Origin of the sequence: Parahaliea maris (assembly GCF_008064665.1) — a bacterium.
GTDB lineage: Bacteria > Pseudomonadota > Gammaproteobacteria > Pseudomonadales > Halieaceae > Parahaliea > Parahaliea maris.
This window is the reverse complement of record NZ_VRZA01000005.1, coordinates 391,501-408,956: the sequence shown is the minus strand read 5'-3', so window position 1 is coordinate 408,956 and position 17,456 is coordinate 391,501. Positions and strand designations below refer to the sequence as shown.

Genomic DNA, 17,456 nt, shown 5'->3' with positions numbered 1-17,456 from the left:
TCAGCTTTCCCGCTGGCCCAGGTTGGCGTGCAGAACGGCGCCGTTGATCACCGGGTTGTGGTGGGCCCAGTGCAGCAGCTCGGCGATTTCCGCCGGCTCGATCAGACGATTGAAGCTGTTCATGGCCGAAATGGCGTCCACCACCACGGCGTCGTCGCCAATGTGGGTGCGCAACATCTCGGTATCGGTGAAGCCCGGACAGATCAGTGCCGTGTGGATTCCCGTTCCCATCAGGTCCTGGCAGGTGGCGCGCATCATGCCCAGTTGGGCGTGTTTGCTGACCACGTAGCTGAAGGACCCGGGCACGGCCTTTTCCGAGAGCGTCGAGCCCACGTACAGCAGGCTGGAGCCGCGGGGCATGCCCGGCAGCAGGCGTCGATTGAGGCTATTGATCGCGACTACGTTGGTCTCCAGCACAGCACGCAGGCTGTCGCTGTCGCACTGGTCTGCGCTGTCCTTGCGCATCTGGCTGGCGTTGTGAATCAGTGTCACACTGGCGCTATCGCTCAGTGGCGCGCGCAGGCTGTCGCAGCAGGCGTCGATGGAGGCCGGGTCGGCGAGATCGCAATGCAGGTTGCTCACGCCGGGTTCGGGGCACTCCCGGCGGGAAAGATTGTAGACCTGGTAGTTATCGGCCAGAAAACGGGCGGCAGTCGCACGCCCGATGCCGACACTGGCGCCGGTGATGATGGCGATTTTCATGGTAGTGGTCGATCCGGAATCCCTTGGAGTGTGCAGTATGCCGTTTTGCACGGCAGCGATTCAATGTTGTCCCCGGCGGGCGCTGTACTTGCCTTCCTCGTTTCGAGCCGCAACAATGGCGACCCCAGCCTGCGGAAAGACCCCCGATGGAGCGCCTGACCACCCTTCACATCGACAAGGAAAGCCACAAGTTCTCCGCTGCGCACTACACCATTTTCAGCGCCAGCGAACGGGAGCGCCTGCACGGGCACAATTATTCCGTATCCGCCCGTATCGTGGCGCCCATGGGCGACAACGGCTTTTCTGCTGACTACAACGTCTACAAGCGCCGTATCAAACAGCTTTGCGACGAGCTCGACGAGTACATGCTGCTGGCGGGCGATTCGCCGCATCAGCAGATCGGGGAAGAGGGCGATTACTACCGGGTCCGCTTCGCCGGTGAGCAGATGCTGTTCCTGCGTAGTGACACTCTCGTCCTGCCCATCCGCAATGCCACGGTGGAGGAGTTTTCACACTATTTGCTGGGGCGCCTGGTGGAACGGTCCCGGGGCGAAGACCTGCGGGAAATCGAACTCGGTGTCGCCTCCGGGCCGGGCCAGCGCGGGTCCGCCCGCTGGCAGTGTGCGCCAGATTAGCTATTCTGGGGGAACCCGTAGCCGATAGCACAGGGATGTGCCGTGAGCGATACCTGCCAACCCTCCCAGTTTCCCGGTTTTACACAAACTCTCCTCTGCGCGGTCATGCTGTGCGCCGGCGTCATCCTCCTCACGGGTATTGCCGTCCCCCCGGAGACACCCTCAACGACCGGGCCTGAAGCACCCGGCGACCTGTGGATGCTATCCGGGCTCGGCCTGCTATTTCTGCTCGCGGGCGTCATCCTGCTGATACCGCTCCTGCACCGCACTGGGAGGGCCCTCGCCGAGCGACGCTGGCAACGCCAGTTTCCCGGCCAGCCCTGGCGCTGGCGCGGTGCCTGGCAGGAAGGGCGCCTGGGTCATGACGCGGCGGAGCAGCTTTACCGGGCTTCCCTTTTGCCGGTTGGTTTTACCATTGCCTCGCTATTGTTGACGGCACTGGCAATCACCGTGATTGGCGGCAATGGTGAGTCCACGGTGTTTGAGACGCTTCTGGGCCTGGCGGGGCTGGCCGCGTTTATTGGCGTCGCTGTCTGGGGCTGGCGACAGTTCCTGAGGGCATGGGCCTTGTATACCTGGGGCAGGGGAAGCTATTTCACCCTGGACGACTTTCCGGCCAGTCCTGGCGAGCGCCTGATGGGCACCGTTGCAGTGCCGGGTGGAGAGCTCGACCGTGTGACCGCTTACCGTGTGACGCTGGTGCGTGAAGAGTGGAAACGGAGCGAAGGTGGGGGAAGCGGCAAGCAGCTGGTTCGCAGTACCGAGTGGGAGTCGCAGCCGGTGACGGACCCCTCTGTGCAGGACGGCGGGCTCTCCATTGAACAGCCGCTGCCACGTGGCCGCCAGGAGAGTAACTGGGGCAATCGCAAGCGCGCCTATCGCTGGCTGCTGGAGCTGCAGCTGGGGGAGACCGGGGAACTCTGCTACGAGTTCCCCTGTTTTCGCCAGCCGCGCTGAGCCTCCGGGCCAGGCCGCGGCAGCATGCCGCAGCGATGATTCGGAGCCGGGCCGGAGAAGTTCATCATCTGCTTAACCAGCCGGTTTGGCCGGCTTCGGTTGAACTCGTAACCACACCAATGCGGATACCCCGAATGCCAGTAATAGCAGCAGCCAGCGGTTCATCACCGGGATTGATGTGGGCGCAGCAGCGGGCGCACAGGTCAGGTTGATCGTCACCGTGGCGGCCGACGCGGAGTTGTCTGTGCCGTCATTGGCGAAATAGGTGAAGGTGTCACTGAGCCCTGGCGTGCAGGCAATTCCGGCAGGCGGCGTGTAATCGAAGCCGCCGCCGGTGGTGAGCTTGACGGCACCGCCCGCTGCCGGTTGCGTGGCGAGTACCATCCGCAGAGGCTGGGCGCCATCCGGGTTAACATCGTTGGCGAGAGGGCCGGGGCCCTGCACTGACAGCAACTGGCCGAAGGGGCCGGTATAGCTGTCGTCGCTGGCAATGGGCGGTGTGTTCACTGCTGCCGGTGTTACCTGGATCACCACGGTGGCGGCGCTGCCAGCATCTGCACCGTCACTCGCCTGGTAGGTGAAACTGTCCAGGCCGACATAGTTGGGGTCGGGCAGATACAAAAATCCCCCATCCTTGAAAAACTGCAGGGTCCCGTGGGCGGGCTGCGATGCCAGCAGCGCGCTCAGCACGTTGCCGTCCGGGTCGATATCGTTGGCGAGCACGCCGGGGCCGGGAACGCTCAGCGTCCGATTCTGCTCTGTGATATACGCGGTGCCGGTCGCGGGGTCGTTGCCTGCCAGCGGAGGCACGTTCACCGGTGTCACATCGATGGTCACTGTCGCGTCGCCACTGTCATCGGCGCCGTCGGATACCCGGTAGGTAAAACTGTCCTGACCATCGAAGCCCGGGGCGGGAAGGTAGCGGAAACTGCCGTCGGCCTGCAGGGCCAGGGCGCCGCTGGCGGGGTAAGTGGTGATGACGGCGGTCAACAGGTTGCCGTCCGGGTCACTGTCATTGAGTAACAGTCCCGGTGCGCCGATGACCAGTTCGGTGTCGCGGGGCGTCGAAAAGGTGTCCGCCGTTGCACTCGGGGGCAGGTTACTGCAGCGGATGGTGATGGTGACCGTGGCAGGGCTCGAGTCATCGATGCCGTCAGTGGCGGCATAAGTGAAGCTGACCTGCTGATCGGTGGCGCAATTGGCAGCCGGTGCCGGTGTGTAATTGAAGCCACCGCCACTGGTCAGGGCGACCGTCCCGGCTACGGGCTGGCTGAGGAGCGCGACGCCGACAGGCTGGTTGAGATCGGGGTCCGAGTCGTTGGCCAGCAGGCCCGGCGCAGGGACGCTCAGGGTCTGTCCGAACTGGACGACAAAGGCGTCGTTCACGGCGACCGGGGGGGCATTGATGCCGCTGGCGAGTACCACCAGGCTGACGGTGGCCTGGTTGCTCTCATCCCGACCGTCGGACACCCGGTAGGTGAAACTGTCGAGACCGACGTAACCGGCGTTGGGAATGTACTCGAAACCACCACCCGGCAACGTGTGCAACAGGCCGTTGGCCGGAGGGGTAAAGCCGAGGGGCGTGAGGGCGTGGCTTTCCGGGTCGATATCATTGCCGAGGAGGCCCGGCGCCGGAATCGTCAGCGTCGTGTTCTCTACCACCGTATACAGGTCATTGCCCGCCAGCGGTGGCAGGTTGGCGGCCGTGACGTTGATGGTAACGGTGGCCTGGTTCGTGCTCTCGCCGAGACCGTCACTGGCGCGGTAGGTGAAAGAATCCTGATAGTTTACTCCCGGAGCCGACGGCGGCCCCGGTTGGTAGCGGAAGCTGCCGTCGCTGAACAGGGCCAGGGCGCCGCCGGTGGTGGAGGTGGCCGAACTGACTTGCAGTGGGTTGGATTCAGGGTCCTGATCGTTGGCGAGGATGCCGCTGGCGGGCACGAACAACTCGGTGTCCGAGGGCGTCGAGTACACATCGTTGACAGACGTCGGCAACTGGTTGGTGCAGTGGATCGTGATGGTGACGGTGGCTGGAGAGGAAAAGTCGATACCGTCGGAGGTAAGATAGGTAAAGCTGTCAGTCAACTGGGTATCGGCGACACTGCACTGGCCGCTGGTGGTATAGGTGAAACCGCCGTTGGGTGCCAGTGACACAGTGCCCAGCGTGGGGGGAAACTCCAGCACCACCCGCAGGGGCTGGCGCTTGTCGGCATCCACGTCATTGGCAAGTACGCCGCGCGACGCAACGGTCAGCGGGACGTTGTCGGGGGTGTTGTATGCATCGTCCACGGCCCGGGGAATGACGTTGACGCCATTGTCCTTGATAATCAAATTGACGGTGGCAATGGCGATATCGGTGCCGTCGGAGACTTCGTAGTCGAACTGGTCTACACCGATATACCCCGGGTCAGGCGTATAGGTGAATCCGCCGCCACTGGTGGCCACGACAGTGCCGTGCAAGGGTTCCCTGCCGGCAACGGGCAGGCCGGAAATCTTCAGGGGCTGCTTGTCCAGGTCGACGTCGTTGGCGAGAACCCCATCCGGCTGGACGGTGAGGACAATGCCCTTTTCAGTTTCGTAGAAGTCGTCCGCTGGCAGAGGCACCCGGTTACCCGGAAAGCCCGGCGGTGGAGGTAGCACGGTGATCTGCATCTGCCCTGTGCTGCTCAGCACCGGTAGGGCATCCGATCTGATCTCGGTCACCGTGTACGCAAAGGCGTCAGCGCCGGTATAGCCGGCATTCGGGGTATACAGGAAGTCGCCAGTCAGAGGATCCAGCCCGGTTACGGTGCCGTGGGCGGGGCCGCTGCCGGGTGCCAGGGTAAAGCTCAGGCTGTCGCCATCGATATCGCTGCCAACCAGGGTGCCGCCCAAAGCAAAGTTGACCACGGTTTTAAGGCTGCTAGGCCCGGCTACCGGCGCGGTGTTCAGTGGGTTTATCACCTGGCTTAGCGAGCCGGTCCCCGTGGCGTTGGTCGCGTTGCCACTGTAGGTGGCGTTGATCTGATGGCTGCCGATGGTCAGGGCCGAAGTCGTACAGGTGGCCTGACTCGATGCGACACTGAGGTTGATACAGCCGCTGATTGGCGTGGAGCCATCGCGAAAGGTGACGCTGCCAGTAATACTGCCCTGGCCGCTGATGGTAGCGGTGAAGGTGACCAGCAGGGTTTCCTTGGCCGGGTTGGCTGAGGAGGCAAGGGCTACGCTGGCCGGGGGTAGAAAGCCCTCCACCCGTACCACCTGGTTGGGATTGCCAAAGGTGGAAAACAGGAAGTCCCCGGTCACCGGGTCGATCGCCGCGCCTTCTCCTCCGGTGAGGCCCGAAAGGAAGACCCGGCGGGTCGAGCTGATCGGGTTGCCGCCAGCGTCGATCTGGTAGGCGGCAATCGCGTTGTTGCCGTACTCCGTCACCAGCAGTGTCTGGGTGGCGCCAAATTCGGGAGAGCCCTGGGGCAGGTAAATCATTCCCTCCGGGCCGCCGGTCAGGGTCGCCGTTTGGGTAGCGGCAGTGAGGCGGAAGGTGCCGTTGCCATCATTTTCGTATTCGATATCGTAGAAGCGCGCGCCGCTGTAGCTCATCGCCTTGAGGCGGCCGCCGCCGTTCAAATCCGCCGGGACGAAGGTCAGGGCGCCGGGAGAGGCGGCAACGCCTATGGTCGACAGGGCAACCGACCTGTCCTGGGTATGACTGCCGCGGGCGACCATTCCGATCTCGTTGTTGGAATAGCGCGAATACAGCAGGATGCCGCTTGGGTGGTAGGCGACGCCGCCGTCATTGTTGGCGCCGAAGCCGGTGGCGACAGGCGTCCCAAATCCGGTGATCTTGCGGCTGACGGGGTCGCGTATCAGCGGGACTTCGTAGAAACGCCCGGCCGCGTCGTTGGCCTGGCCGCCGATCAGGATGGTATTCGGATCGCCCGGCTTGAAGGTCAGCCCGCCGTAGCGCTGGGGCAAGCCGTTGATCGCACCGAGTTCTACGGCACTATAGGTATTGTTGAAGGGAGCCTGGATCGTAATTGCCGCCGAGAGTGGCTGCGCTGTGACAATAGCCAGCAGGACCGCGACGCTGGTGAGCGAGTTCCTGCAACAGCGTCTCAGGATGGTCAGGGGCATATCTTGGATTCCCGGTGTACGGTCAAAAACCACAGCAACTATACATTATTCAGACGCCGGGGCGGGATGCCAGCCAGGACGCCTGTGTTTTGTTTGTCGTTTGCTTACTCTGTTGTTACGCACAGTTCCCTTCGACCGGTTTAGGCCGCAATCCCGCAGTGGCGCAGCAGCGCTTCCGGGTCCGGTTCGCGGCCGCGGAAGTCCACGAACATGTCCATGGCGTCGATGGATCCGCCCATCGCGAGGATCTTGTCGCGGAAGTCGGCGCCGGTCTGCGGATTGAAGATGCCCTCGTCTTCAAAGCGGGAGTAGGCATCCGCGGACAGCACTTCCGCCCACAGGTAGCTGTAGTAACCCGCGGCATAGCCGCCGGCAAAAATGTGGGAAAAGCTGTGCTGGAAGCGATTGAAGGCGGGCGGGATCACTACCGCTACTTCGCTGCGAACCTCGTCCAGCAAGCCCTGTACCGAGAGCGGACTATCCGCTGACCACTGCTGGTGCAGGCGGAAATCAAACAGTCCGAATTCCAGTTGGCGCACCATGAACATGGCAGACTGGAAGTTTTTCGCCGCCAGCATCTTGTCCAGCAGTGCCTGGGGCAGGGGTTCGCCGGTCTCGTGATGGCCGGTGATAAACGCCAGCGCCTCGGGCTCATAGCACCAGTTCTCAAGGAACTGGCTGGGCAGCTCCACTGCATCCCAGGCCACGCCATTAATACCGGAAACCGCGGCGACCTCCTGTTCGGTGAGCATGTGGTGCAGGCCGTGGCCGAATTCGTGGAACAGGGTGGTGAGCTCCTGCTCGGTGAGCAGGGAGGGAGCATCCCCCACCGGAGCGGTGAAGTTGCAGACCAGGAAGGCCACCGGCAACTGCAGTTCCCCGTCGCGCCGGCGACGCACCCGGCAATCCGCCATCCAGGCGCCGCCGCGTTTGTCGGCGCGGGCGTAGAGGTCCAGGTAGAAGCGGGCGACCGCGCTGCCGTCCCGGCGCAGTTCGAACAGGCGGACATCGGGGTGATAGCTATCGAAGTCGCTGACTTCCACTACCTCGAGCTGGTACAGGCGCTGGACCAGTTCGAACAGCCCGCCCAGTACCCGGTCGACCGGCAGGTAGGGGCGAATTTCCTCCTGCGAAACCTGGTAGCGGGCCTGCTTGAGTTTCTCGGCGTAGTAGGCCACATCCCAGGCCTGCAGTGCATCCACGCCGTGCTCGCTGCGGGCAAAGTCACACAGCTCCTGCCACTCCTTGCAGGCCTGCGGGTGGGCGCGCGCCGCCAGCTGCTGCAGGAAGTCGATAACCTGCTGCGGGCTCTCCGCCATTTTCGTCGCCAGCGACAGGGCAGCGTAGCTGTCGAAGCCGAGCAGCTGGGCAAGTTCCAGGCGCAGGTCGAGTATTTCCGTTATGAGGTTCGAATTGTCCCACTGTCCTTTACCGGGGCCCTGGTCCGAGGCCCGGGTGGCATTGGCGGTGTACACCTCCTCGCGCAGGGGCGCGTTGTCGCAGTAGGTCAGGACCGGCTGCACCGAGGGGAAATCGAGGGTCAGCAGGTAGCCCTCTTTACCCACTTGCTCGGCCGCCTGGCGGGCGCTGGCCAGCGCGGTAGGCGGCAGCCCGGTCAGCTCCTCCGCGGTGGCTTCACGACTCCAGGCGCGGGTGGCATCGAGTACGTTCTCGCTGAATTTACTGCCGAGCTCGGACAGGCGCTTCCTGATTTCACCGTAGCGCAGCCGCTGTGCCGGCGGCAGGGCGACCCCCGCCAGGCGGAAGTCGCGCAGGGCGTTGTCGATGGCTTTGCGTTGGGCGGTAGTCAGCTGAGCATACTCCGGGCTGTCGGCCACCTGCTGGTAGGCTTCGTATAGCGGGCGGTTCTGGCCCATCCAGGTGCTATACTCCGACAGCATGGGGAGGCAGCGATTATAGGCCTCCCGCAGGGCTTCCGAGTTCATCACACCGTTTAAATGCGACACCGGTGCCCAGCAGCGCTCGAGGTCATCTTCCAGGTCTTCGATCGGTTGCAGTGTGTTGTCCCAGCTCGGTGCGGTAACCCCGTCCAGTAGCGTTTCGATGGCGGCTTTGTTGCGCTCCATCAACTGGCCTACGGCTTCCTCTATGTGCTCTACGCGGATGCTGGAGAAGGGCGGCAGGGGGTGGAATTCGATCAGCGGATTTGACATGACGGGACGCGATAACTCGTGTGATGCAAAGGATGCCATGGTAACTGATCTGTGAAGGAAGAAGGAATGAACACATCCCGCCGACTCATCCCCTGGCTGTCGCTACCCGGCCTGGCCCTGCTGACGGGCGCTGTACTGGCAGCACCCAAATTCGCCCCCGAAGATGTTTTCCAGTTGCGCTACGCGAGTGATGCCCTGGTCGACAGCGCCGGCGAGCGGGCGCTGTATCTGCGCCACAGCATGGACATCATGAAGGACCGTTCCCGCACCAACCTGTGGCTGGTCGACCTCGACAGCGGTGCGGAACAGCCGCTGACCAGCGGCCCCAACAATATCAGCGGCGCCGTGCTGGCGCCCGATGACAGCCGGGTCGCCTACGTCAGCCGCGACGATGTGGGCTCACAGATCTTTGTCAGCTGGCTCGACACTCCCCGCACCGCCCAGCTGACCCGCCTGCCGGAAAAGGCCAAGAACCTGGCCTGGTCAGCGGATGGGCAGTGGCTCGCCTTTGCCATGCGGGTGCCTGAGCCGGCGCCGGTGATGGGCAGCCTGCCGCCCCGGCCCGAGGGCGCCGAGTGGGCGCCGCCGCCGGTGGTGGTGGATCGCAGTGTCTATCGCAACGATGGCAGCGGTAACAAGCCCCACGGTTACAGCCACGTGTTTGTCATGCCGGCGGATGGCGGCAGTCCGCGCCAGCTGACCTCGGGTGAATTCCACCACGACGGCAGTATCGCGTGGTCGGCCGATGGCAGGGCGCTGTACGTGTCGGCCAATCGCAACCCGGACTGGGCCACGGATGTGGTCAACAGCGATATTTACCGGATCGACGTCGCCACCGGCGAGTTGTCAGCCCTCACCGATCGCAAGGGCCCCGATGGCAACCTGGCCGTGTCGCCGGACGGTGAGCGTATCGCCTGGACCGGCTGGGATGATCGCCTCATGGGTTACCACCGCAACCGCCTGTATGTCATGGACAGCGATGGCAGTGACAAGCGCGAGCTGCTGGCGGACCTGGATCGCAGCGTCAGCGATCCCCAGTGGTCGGATGACGGGCGCCGCATTTACTTTCAGTACGACGACAAGGGCGACACGGTGCTGGCCTCTACCACCCTGGGCGGCAAAATCACCGAACTGGCGCGGGATATGGGCGGCAAGTCATTCGGGCGTCCCTATACCGGGGCTGATTTTGCCGTGGGCGGTGACGACGTCTATGCCTACACCGCAGGCTCCGCCGCTCTCCCTGCGGAGCTGGCCGTGGGCAAGGGCGGCCGCAACCGGCAGCTGACCCACCTCAACGACAATGTGCTGAAGTACCGCGAACTCGCCAGGGTCGAGGAACTGTGGGTGAAATCCAGCTTCGACCAGCAGGACATCCAGGCCTGGGTGGCACTGCCCCCGGGCTTTGATCCTGCCAAACGCTACCCGCTGATCCTGGAAATTCACGGCGGGCCCTTTGCCACCTACGGCCCCCACTTTGCCGCGGAGATCCAGCTCTACGCCGCCGCCGGCTATGTGGTGGTCTACGCCAACCCCCGCGGCAGCACCAGCTACGGTGAGGACTTTGGCAACCTGATCCACCACAACTACCCGAACCAGGATTACGACGACCTGATGACGGTGGTGGATGCGGTGATTGACAAGGGCTATATCGACGAGGACCAGTTGTATGTGACCGGTGGTTCGGGCGGCGGCGTACTCACCGCATGGATTGTGGGCAACACCGATCGTTTCCGCGCCGCAGTCGTCGCCAAGCCGGTGATCAACTGGACCAGTTTTGTGCTGACGGCGGATAACCCACCCTATTTCACCCGCTACTGGTTCGAAAAGATGCCCTGGGAAGACCCCACCACGTACTGGGAGCGTTCGCCCCTGTCACGGGTAGGCAATGTCACTACCCCGACGATGCTGCTCACGGGTGAATCTGACCTGCGTACGCCGATGTCGGAAACGGAGCAGTACTACCAGGCGCTGAAGCTGCAGGGGGTGGACACGGCGATGGTCAGGATGCCGGGGGCGTCCCACAGTATCTACAAGCGGCCGAGCCAGTTGTTGGGCAAGGTGGCGGCGATCCTTGAGTGGTTTTCGCGGCATTCGCCGGACGCCGGTGATAGCGAGTGAACCTCGGTTTGTTGGAGCGTTGAACCCGCACGCGCGGTACCCGAGGCCCTTCCGGGACACGCCGTGAACCCACACCCGAAAAGAGGGGTGGGCTCTCCATGGGGGCTCCTCATCGGCCGTCCAGGCCGCTGAAGGTCCCGGAAGGGCCACGGGTACCGCGCGCGCTCCGCCGGCATGTCAATTCTGATGCTGACTTCGGTTCCAGTTGGGTCGGAATCTCGCTCCGCCGCAGGGTGTGAGCTGGGGGTGCGCCTCCCCGGACCTTCAGCAGCCATGGATGGCTGCTGAGGAGCGCGACATGGACGTCATGATTTTAGCGTGTCCGGGGAGGCGTACCGCCAGATCGGACCCGGTCGACGAAGCACCTGCCGCCTGAGGCTGGAAGGGCTAATTCCACACAGAGGTCTACTTTTTCTTCATCAACGGCCCGGTCCCATCATTCACTACCGCACCGGCCTTGCTCCGCTTCGGCTTACCCTTGTTCTTCGCATCCCGCGCCCGCTGCTTCGGCTTGGCCCCATCCTTGGTGTTCTTTTTCTTCTTGCTGCCTGCCGCCTTGCCTGACCCCTTGGTTTTCTTCGGCCCACTGTACTTCGCCTTTAGTCCCGGCAGAGCGCGGTTTTCAAACTGCATGCCCAGGTAGCGCTGGATACTGACCATCAGATTCCACTGGCTGGCTTCCACCAGCGAGATCGCCACGCCCGTGGCGCCCGCCCGGCCCGTGCGGCCGCTGCGGTGGACGTAGTCGTCGCCGGAGTGGGGCAGGTCGTAGTTGATGACCGTTTCGATGTCCGGTACATCCAGGCCGCGGGCGGCGAGATCCGAGGCGCAGAGCACGTGGATCTTGCCTTCGCGGAAGGCAGCCATGACCCGCTTGCGCTCCTCAGTGGTCATCTCGCCGTGGAGGCAGTCCACCTTCAGCCCGTGGTGCCCGAGCAATCCGCTCAGGCGCTCCGCGGTGCGTCGCTTGTTGGCGAAGACCAGGCTGCGCCGCTCGGGCTGGGCCTGCAGCAGGGCCACCAGTAGCTGGTTCTTGTGCTCCTGCCCGTCGGCCAGGATACGCTGGTGGTGAATGCTGTCGTGGGCCTTGCGCGGCGGGTCCACGGCGATGGTTTGCGGGTCGTTCAGAAGCTGGCGGGTGAGTTCGCCCATGCCTTTGGTCTTGAGGGTGGCGGACAACATCAGGGTCTGTCGCCCGGGGGGGCAGAACTCGCTGATCTTGAGTACGTCGTCGCGAAAGCCCATGTCCAGCATACGGTCGGCCTCGTCCAGTACGAGCACTTTGAGGGCGGCGAGGTCGGCGCTGCCTTTTTCGCAGTGTTCCAGCAGGCGTCCGGGGGTGGCGATGACAATCTCCGGGTTTTTGCGAAACTCGGCTTTCTGGTACTTGAAGTCGGCGCCGCCGGTCAGGGCCATGGCCTGTAACGGGGATTTGCCGGTCAGGGTGCGGCAGGTTTTCAGTACCTGCCTGGCGAGCTCGCGGGTGGGTACCAGGACCAGAGCGAGGGTGCCGGCGTCGCGCGGGGCGTCCTCCGTCAGCAGGCGCTGCAGGGTCGGCAGCAGGTAGGCCAGGGTCTTGCCGCTGCCGGTCTCCGCCGATACCAGCAGGTCGCCACCCTCCAGAGCCGCGGGAACCACGCTGGCTTGTACCGGGGTGGGCTGTTCCAGTTCCAGTTGGTCGAGGGCGATTCGCAGTTGGCGGTCTAGGTCGAGCTCTTGCAGCACGGTGGGCATTCCAGTCAGGCGGTGATGGGGCTATTCTAACTTACTTACCGGCGGCAGGCGCAGCGCGGAAATCTCATCTAGACTGAGTCTGCCGAATCACAGGAGTGCAAGGGGGCTGCGTGGGCAACGTCAAGCGGTGGTGGGGAACTGGAATCCTGGTCTGGGCCGTCAGCATCGGTGCCGGCCTGGTGCACGCGGCGCCGCCGTCGGAGCTCGATACCAGCGAGCGGGTGGTTGCCTTTGCCGATGTCCACGGCGCCTTTGACGACTGGACCCAGTTGCTGCGCGAGCTCAAAGTCATCGATGACGCCAACAACTGGGCGGGAGGTCGCACCCACCTGGTGTCTACCGGTGACCTGATCGACCGCGGCCCCGGCTCGCGCAAGGTGGTGGAGTTGCTGATGCAACTGCAGCAGCAGGCGCGCGCCGCCGGCGGTGACGTTCACCTGACCCTGGGCAATCACGAGGTCATGGTGATGACCGGCGACCTGCGCTACGTCTCGGAAGCCGAGTTCGCTGCCTTTGCCAACGACGAAACCCCCGCCGATCGTGAGGCCCTGTGGCAGGGCTACCGGCAGGTCAATCCCGGTGGCAGCGATGAAGAGGTGCGGGCGGTTTTCGAGCGGGAGTACCCGCCCGGTTTCGTCGCCCTGCGCAAGGCCTTCTCACCCGGGGGCACGCTGGGAGACTGGCTGCTGCAGCAGCAGTTCGTCATTCGGGTCAACGACAAGGTGTACATGCACGGCGGCATTTCCAAGACCGCCGCCTTCCATTCGCTCGATGATCTCAATGAACAGATGATGGGCGAGCTGCGTGACTTTCTCGACAACATGTCGGAACTGCGTGCGGCCGGCGTCATGCCCTGGCACGTGGGATATCACGACCGTTTGCAGTTCCTGAACGCCCGGGCGGAGGAATTCGCCGCGGAAAACCCGCGCACACGGGCAGACTGGTTCGACCCGCTGCAGGAAGTGTTCGAAGCCCAGACGGCTTTTGTATTCAGTGACAATAGCCTCAACTGGTACCGGGGTTCGGCTATGTGCCACCCCTATGCCGAGAGCTGGAATACCGAGGTGTTCCTGAAGAAGGCGGGGGCGCGCCAACTGGTGGTGGGGCACACCCCTACCCGGGGCGATGTCCAGTCGCGAATGGAGGGGCTGGTCATCCGCCTGGATACGGGCATGCTGAAGAGCGTGTACAAGGGGCGCGCCTCTGCCCTGGTGTCGGAGCAGGGGCAGAGCGCCGTGCACTACCTGGGGCAGGCTGAGGCCACACAGCCCCTACCCGAGCAGCGAGACCTCGCGCTGGAGCTGTCGGGTGTCAGCGACACCGAGCTCGAACACTTCATGGAAACTGCACCGGTGGTCGCCATCGAGGATATCGGTACCGGCATCACCAAGCCCAAGCGGGTGACCCAGGAACTGGACGGGGTCAGTAACGACGCGGTGTTCAAGTACGAGGATACTGCGCCGGGCCTGGAGCGGCGCGTGCGCTACAACACGCGCTCCGACGACGACAGCGACCGTTACATCTACGATGTGGCAGCCTACAAACTGGATCGTATGATCGACCTGCAACTGGTACCCACCGCCGTGCTGGGCACCGTGGAAGATCAGGAAGGCGCCTTGTCGGACTGGGTCAATAACACTATCAATGAACGCGACCGGCTGGAGGAAAAGCTGCCCTTCAACAGCTACTGTGCCCAGTCCGAGCAATACCGTCTGCGCTTTGTATTCGACATCCTGATCCACAACGATGACCGCAACCTCACCAACATCCTGTGGACCAAGGATGATTACATGCTGCGTTTCATCGATCACAGTCTGGCGTTCCGCTCCAAGGCCCGGCGGCCGAAGCAGTACCGCAAGGTGGACCTGCGGGTTTCTGACCTGTTCATCGAACACTTGCAGGCCCTTACCGAAGAATCGCTGACCACGCAGTTGCGCCCGTACCTGCATCCAAAGCAGATTCACGCCATTATCGAACGCCGTGACCTGATCGTGGAGGAGGCCGTTCGCACCTCGGACCCCTCATAGTATGAAGAACCCCTTCCAGGCTTTCATGGACGTGCGCCGTGCGGAGTGGCCCCTCGCCCTCGCCATGCTCACCTACTTCTTTCTGGTGATCACCAGCTTCTGGATACTCAAGCCCCTGAAAAAAGGGCTGTTTATCGAGTATTACGATGCCAGCGGTTTCGACCTGCTGGGAGTCCAGTTCACGGCAGCCCAGGCTGAACTGTTGGCCAAGGTGCTCAATATGCTGGTGGCGTTTGTGGCCGTGGTGGTTTTCACCTGGCTGAGTCGTTTCCTGCGACGGCAGCAGTTGAGTTTCGTCTTTGCCGGCTTTTTTATCGTCTGCTACCTCCTGTTCACCCGCTGGCTGGACCAGCCGGGAGGTGGGGCGGTATGGAGTTTCTACCTGTTCGGCGATCTCTTCAGCACCCTGATGGTGGCCACCTTCTTCGCCTTCCTCAATGATGCGGTCTACCAGGAGACGGCGCGCCGTCTCTACGGTCTGGTGGGGCTCGGCGGCGTGCTCGGCGGGGTGTTCGGCTCTACTGTGGTCAGGGTGAATATCGACAACCTGACCTACCCGGACTGGCTGTGGATCTGCTCCGGCCTGGCGCTGCTGATCGTGTTCGCGGCCTGGCTCGCGGGTCGCCATGTGCAGGTGCCGTTGGCAGAGGAGCCGGAAGCGTCGGCCGAGTCGGTGCAGCACAATCCGGCTACCGAGGGAGCCAGGCTGGTATTCCGCTCGCACTATCTGTTGTCGATAGTGGCCATTGTCGGGCTCTACGAGATCATCTCGACCATCATGGACTTCCAGTTCACCGCCACCATCGCCCACTACCTGAGCGGGCCGGAGATCGGTGCCCAGTTCGCCCTGGTGTTTTCCATCACCAACTGGGTGTCGCTCATCGTGCAGCTGTTTTTCACCGGGCTGGTGATGTCGCGCTTTGGTGTGGGGATCGCCCTGCTGGTATTGCCCTGCACCATTGCCATGGGCTCAACCGCCTTCCTGTTATTCCCGGTGCTGTGGATGGGCAGCCTGTTGAACACGGCGGATAACGGCTTCAGCTACTCCATCAACCAGTCGGCCAAGGAGGCGCTCTACGTGCCCACGACGCCGGCGGAGAAGTACCGGGCCAAGGCCTTTATCGACATGTTCGTACAGCGCTTTGCCAAGGCGGTGGCGGTGCTGATCAGCCTCGGGCTGACGTTCGCCTTCGGCGACTTCGACAGCTTGCGCTACCTGAGCCTGATTACGCTGCTGTTACTGGTGCTCTGGGTGGCGGCGGCCCGCTATGCGGGGCGGGTGTTCCGGGCCAGCGAGGAGCAGGCAGCCGCGGCCAATTCTCAGCCGTAGATCACGGTAAAGCTCACTTCCGCCTCCAGGCCATCGAAATCCCGGGCAATCACCCGGATGCGTAGCTGGCCGCGGCTGTTGTCCGGTGGGTGGAAGCGAAAACGGCGCTTGAGGCCGTCGAACTTCACCCACTGGGGCAGCCGCTCGCCATCCTCCGCCAGGGCCCGGTAGCGCAGTGCATCGCCCACGTCGGGGTCGATAAAGGTATCTTCCGCCAGTTGCATGCGCGTCAATATGCCGGCAGGAATGATCATGTCCTCAAGGTCGCCGGTGGCAATGGGCGGCTGGTTGGACAGGCTGCGGGCGGCATCCTCGTGGTGGCGGCGGCCGATGGCAATGGAAATGACCAGCAGGGCCGCGGCGAGTAGTGCATTGACCAGGATAAAACCCTCCAGTGCCAGCCCCAGCACCGCGCTTGCCAGCAGTACGAAGCCACCGGAGAGGACATCGCCCACCCGGAAGAAAAAGGTATCGATGGTGTGCTTGCCAACGTATTTTTCCTCCCGCCGGACCGGCAGAAACAGGGCGTGCCGGGTGGTGGTCTCAAGGGAGTAGTTGACGCTGTTCTCCAGCATCAGCGCGGTTCGCACCACCACCAGCACCGGGATCAACGCCATCAGGCTGTAGTTGATGATCATCAGCACCGGCAACACGTAGAGCGCCCCGGCGATGCCCACCCGCTTGTAGATTCGCGACACCAGGAAGAGCTGGAACAGGAAGCCCAGCGCGGTGGTGGCGAACAGGTAGCGGGCGTAGAAGGTGGTGAGGTAGTTGTCTGCTGCCTTGTCGTCCAGGGTGTTGCTGTGTTCGGTCACAAAACTGGCAAGGATGTACTCGCCGTTGGTGTTAATGAGGTTCAACAGGATGACAAGGCCGGCAATCAGGCGCAGGGTCTGGCTCTGCCATACAATCAGGAAACCCTGGGCCAGCGGGTAATCCGGCCGCATCGGGCTCAGGGCTTCGCCGGCACAACCGGAGCCCGCAGGAATCAGGGGGCCAGTGCCGGCGGCCAGCCAGCCGGCGAGGCTGAACAGCAGCGCCGCCAGCAGCATCACTCCGCCGTGGCCTAGCAACTGGTCGACATCGGCGGACACCCCGGAACCGACCAGGGCCCCCAGCGCACCTGCTGCCGCCACCAGCGGGAAGATACGCTGCCCGGAGCGCAGATTGAACAGGTCGGCGGCGAAGGCCCAGAATACCGCGAGAATCATTACCGAGGCGATGCCCAGCCAGATATAAAACGCCACGGCGATGCGCTGCCCCATCGCCCAGGCTGCTGCAAACAGCAACAGTTGGGCGGTGAAGAAGACAATCGTACCCCGGTACAGGTAGTGCTTTTCCCCGTGGTCCCGCACCCGCCGGTAGAGTGCTGCGAACATCGGCACGATGAACATGAGCAGTACCGCCTGCACGGCCGTGGAGTAGGTTTTGAGTTCTGCCGAGCCGTCGGCGAGGATCATCGGTTCGCGGATGACTTTCAGCAGGTAGTAGGCGAACATGACGGCAAAGGACTGCATACAGAGCCGCTGGGATACCAGACCTTCCCCCGCCCGCAGGGTGGTGAACAGTGAGAAGAACCGCTCTGTACGGGTGAATCGGCGCGCCATGCAGACCTTAGCTTTTGCCGGGTTTGAACCGGCAGTATACCCCGATTTTCCGCTCTCGC

At 63.2% G+C, this 17,456-nt stretch carries 10 protein-coding genes; 5 read left to right on the top strand and 5 right to left on the bottom strand.

Going from position 1 to position 17,456, the window contains the following annotated elements; genetic code table 11:
- Positions 1 to 702 carry an SDR family NAD(P)-dependent oxidoreductase gene (locus FV139_RS15675; RefSeq protein WP_148069395.1) on the bottom strand — a complete coding sequence of 234 codons (702 nt, stop codon included), beginning with the start codon at positions 700 to 702 and terminating at the stop codon, positions 1 to 3.
- Positions 703 to 848: 146 nt separating this feature from the next.
- On the opposite strand from FV139_RS15675, the gene FV139_RS15670 reads away from it, so the two are divergent.
- Together FV139_RS15670 and FV139_RS15665 are read left to right on the top strand one after the other, a co-directional pair.
- Positions 849 to 1,337: a 6-pyruvoyl trahydropterin synthase family protein gene (locus FV139_RS15670; RefSeq protein ID WP_148069394.1), complete on the top strand. Its 489-nt coding sequence runs from the start codon at positions 849 to 851 to the stop codon at positions 1,335 to 1,337.
- 42 nt (positions 1,338 to 1,379) lie between these two features.
- A complete protein-coding gene (locus tag FV139_RS15665) occupies positions 1,380 to 2,294 on the top strand; it encodes a hypothetical protein (protein WP_148069393.1) in 915 nt (304 codons plus the stop codon).
- 72 nt (positions 2,295 to 2,366) lie between these two features.
- Here the strand turns inward: FV139_RS15665 and FV139_RS15660 are convergent, their stop codons facing one another.
- Complete coding sequence (locus FV139_RS15660) at positions 2,367 to 6,407, bottom strand: Ig-like domain-containing protein (RefSeq protein ID WP_148069392.1); 4,041 nt, start codon at positions 6,405 to 6,407, stop codon at positions 2,367 to 2,369.
- Positions 6,408 to 6,547: 140 nt separating this feature from the next.
- Entirely contained in the window at positions 6,548 to 8,581 is a 2,034-nt protein-coding gene (prlC, locus tag FV139_RS15655; protein ID WP_148069391.1) for an oligopeptidase A, read from the bottom strand.
- Between the two features lie 66 nt (positions 8,582 to 8,647).
- Here prlC and FV139_RS15650 point away from each other — a divergent pair, with 66 nt between their 5' ends.
- Positions 8,648 to 10,699 (top strand): S9 family peptidase, encoded by a 2,052-nt coding sequence (locus FV139_RS15650; protein WP_148069390.1) that lies wholly within the window; start codon positions 8,648 to 8,650, stop codon positions 10,697 to 10,699.
- A 405-nt stretch (positions 10,700 to 11,104) separates the two neighbouring features.
- Here FV139_RS15650 and FV139_RS15645 read toward each other — a convergent pair whose 3' ends face one another.
- Positions 11,105 to 12,424, bottom strand: coding sequence for a DEAD/DEAH box helicase (locus FV139_RS15645; protein ID WP_187276580.1), 1,320 nt, complete (start codon positions 12,422 to 12,424; stop codon positions 11,105 to 11,107).
- A 119-nt stretch (positions 12,425 to 12,543) separates the two neighbouring features.
- Between FV139_RS15645 and FV139_RS15640 the strand changes: the two genes are divergently transcribed.
- Positions 12,544 to 14,460 carry a HipA family kinase gene (locus tag FV139_RS15640; protein ID WP_187276579.1) on the top strand — a complete coding sequence of 639 codons (1,917 nt, stop codon included), beginning with the start codon at positions 12,544 to 12,546 and terminating at the stop codon, positions 14,458 to 14,460.
- Between the two features lies 1 nt (position 14,461).
- Positions 14,462 to 15,790: an NTP/NDP exchange transporter gene (locus FV139_RS15635; RefSeq protein WP_148069387.1), complete on the top strand. Its 1,329-nt coding sequence runs from the start codon at positions 14,462 to 14,464 to the stop codon at positions 15,788 to 15,790.
- Here the strand turns inward: FV139_RS15635 and FV139_RS15630 are convergent.
- Entirely contained in the window at positions 15,781 to 17,397 is a 1,617-nt protein-coding gene (locus tag FV139_RS15630) for an ATP translocase (protein ID WP_148069386.1), read from the bottom strand. The genes FV139_RS15635 and FV139_RS15630 overlap by 10 nt on opposite strands.
- Positions 17,398 to 17,456: the final 59 nt, after the last annotated feature.

What these genes read in the sequence shown, in the direction of transcription:
- FV139_RS15630 (WP_148069386.1), bottom strand. Translation starts at nt 17,397, where the DNA reads ATGGCGCGCCGATTCACCCGTACAGAGCGGTTCTTCTCACTGTTCACC.
- FV139_RS15660 (WP_148069392.1), bottom strand. Translation starts at nt 6,407, where the DNA reads ATGCCCCTGACCATCCTGAGACGCTGTTGCAGGAACTCGCTCACCAGC.
- FV139_RS15670 (WP_148069394.1), top strand. Translation starts at nt 849, where the DNA reads ATGGAGCGCCTGACCACCCTTCACATCGACAAGGAAAGCCACAAGTTC.
- prlC (WP_148069391.1), bottom strand. Translation starts at nt 8,581, where the DNA reads ATGTCAAATCCGCTGATCGAATTCCACCCCCTGCCGCCCTTCTCCAGC.
- FV139_RS15635 (WP_148069387.1), top strand. Translation starts at nt 14,462, where the DNA reads ATGAAGAACCCCTTCCAGGCTTTCATGGACGTGCGCCGTGCGGAGTGG.
- FV139_RS15650 (WP_148069390.1), top strand. Translation starts at nt 8,648, where the DNA reads ATGAACACATCCCGCCGACTCATCCCCTGGCTGTCGCTACCCGGCCTG.
- FV139_RS15675 (WP_148069395.1), bottom strand. Translation starts at nt 702, where the DNA reads ATGAAAATCGCCATCATCACCGGCGCCAGTGTCGGCATCGGGCGTGCG.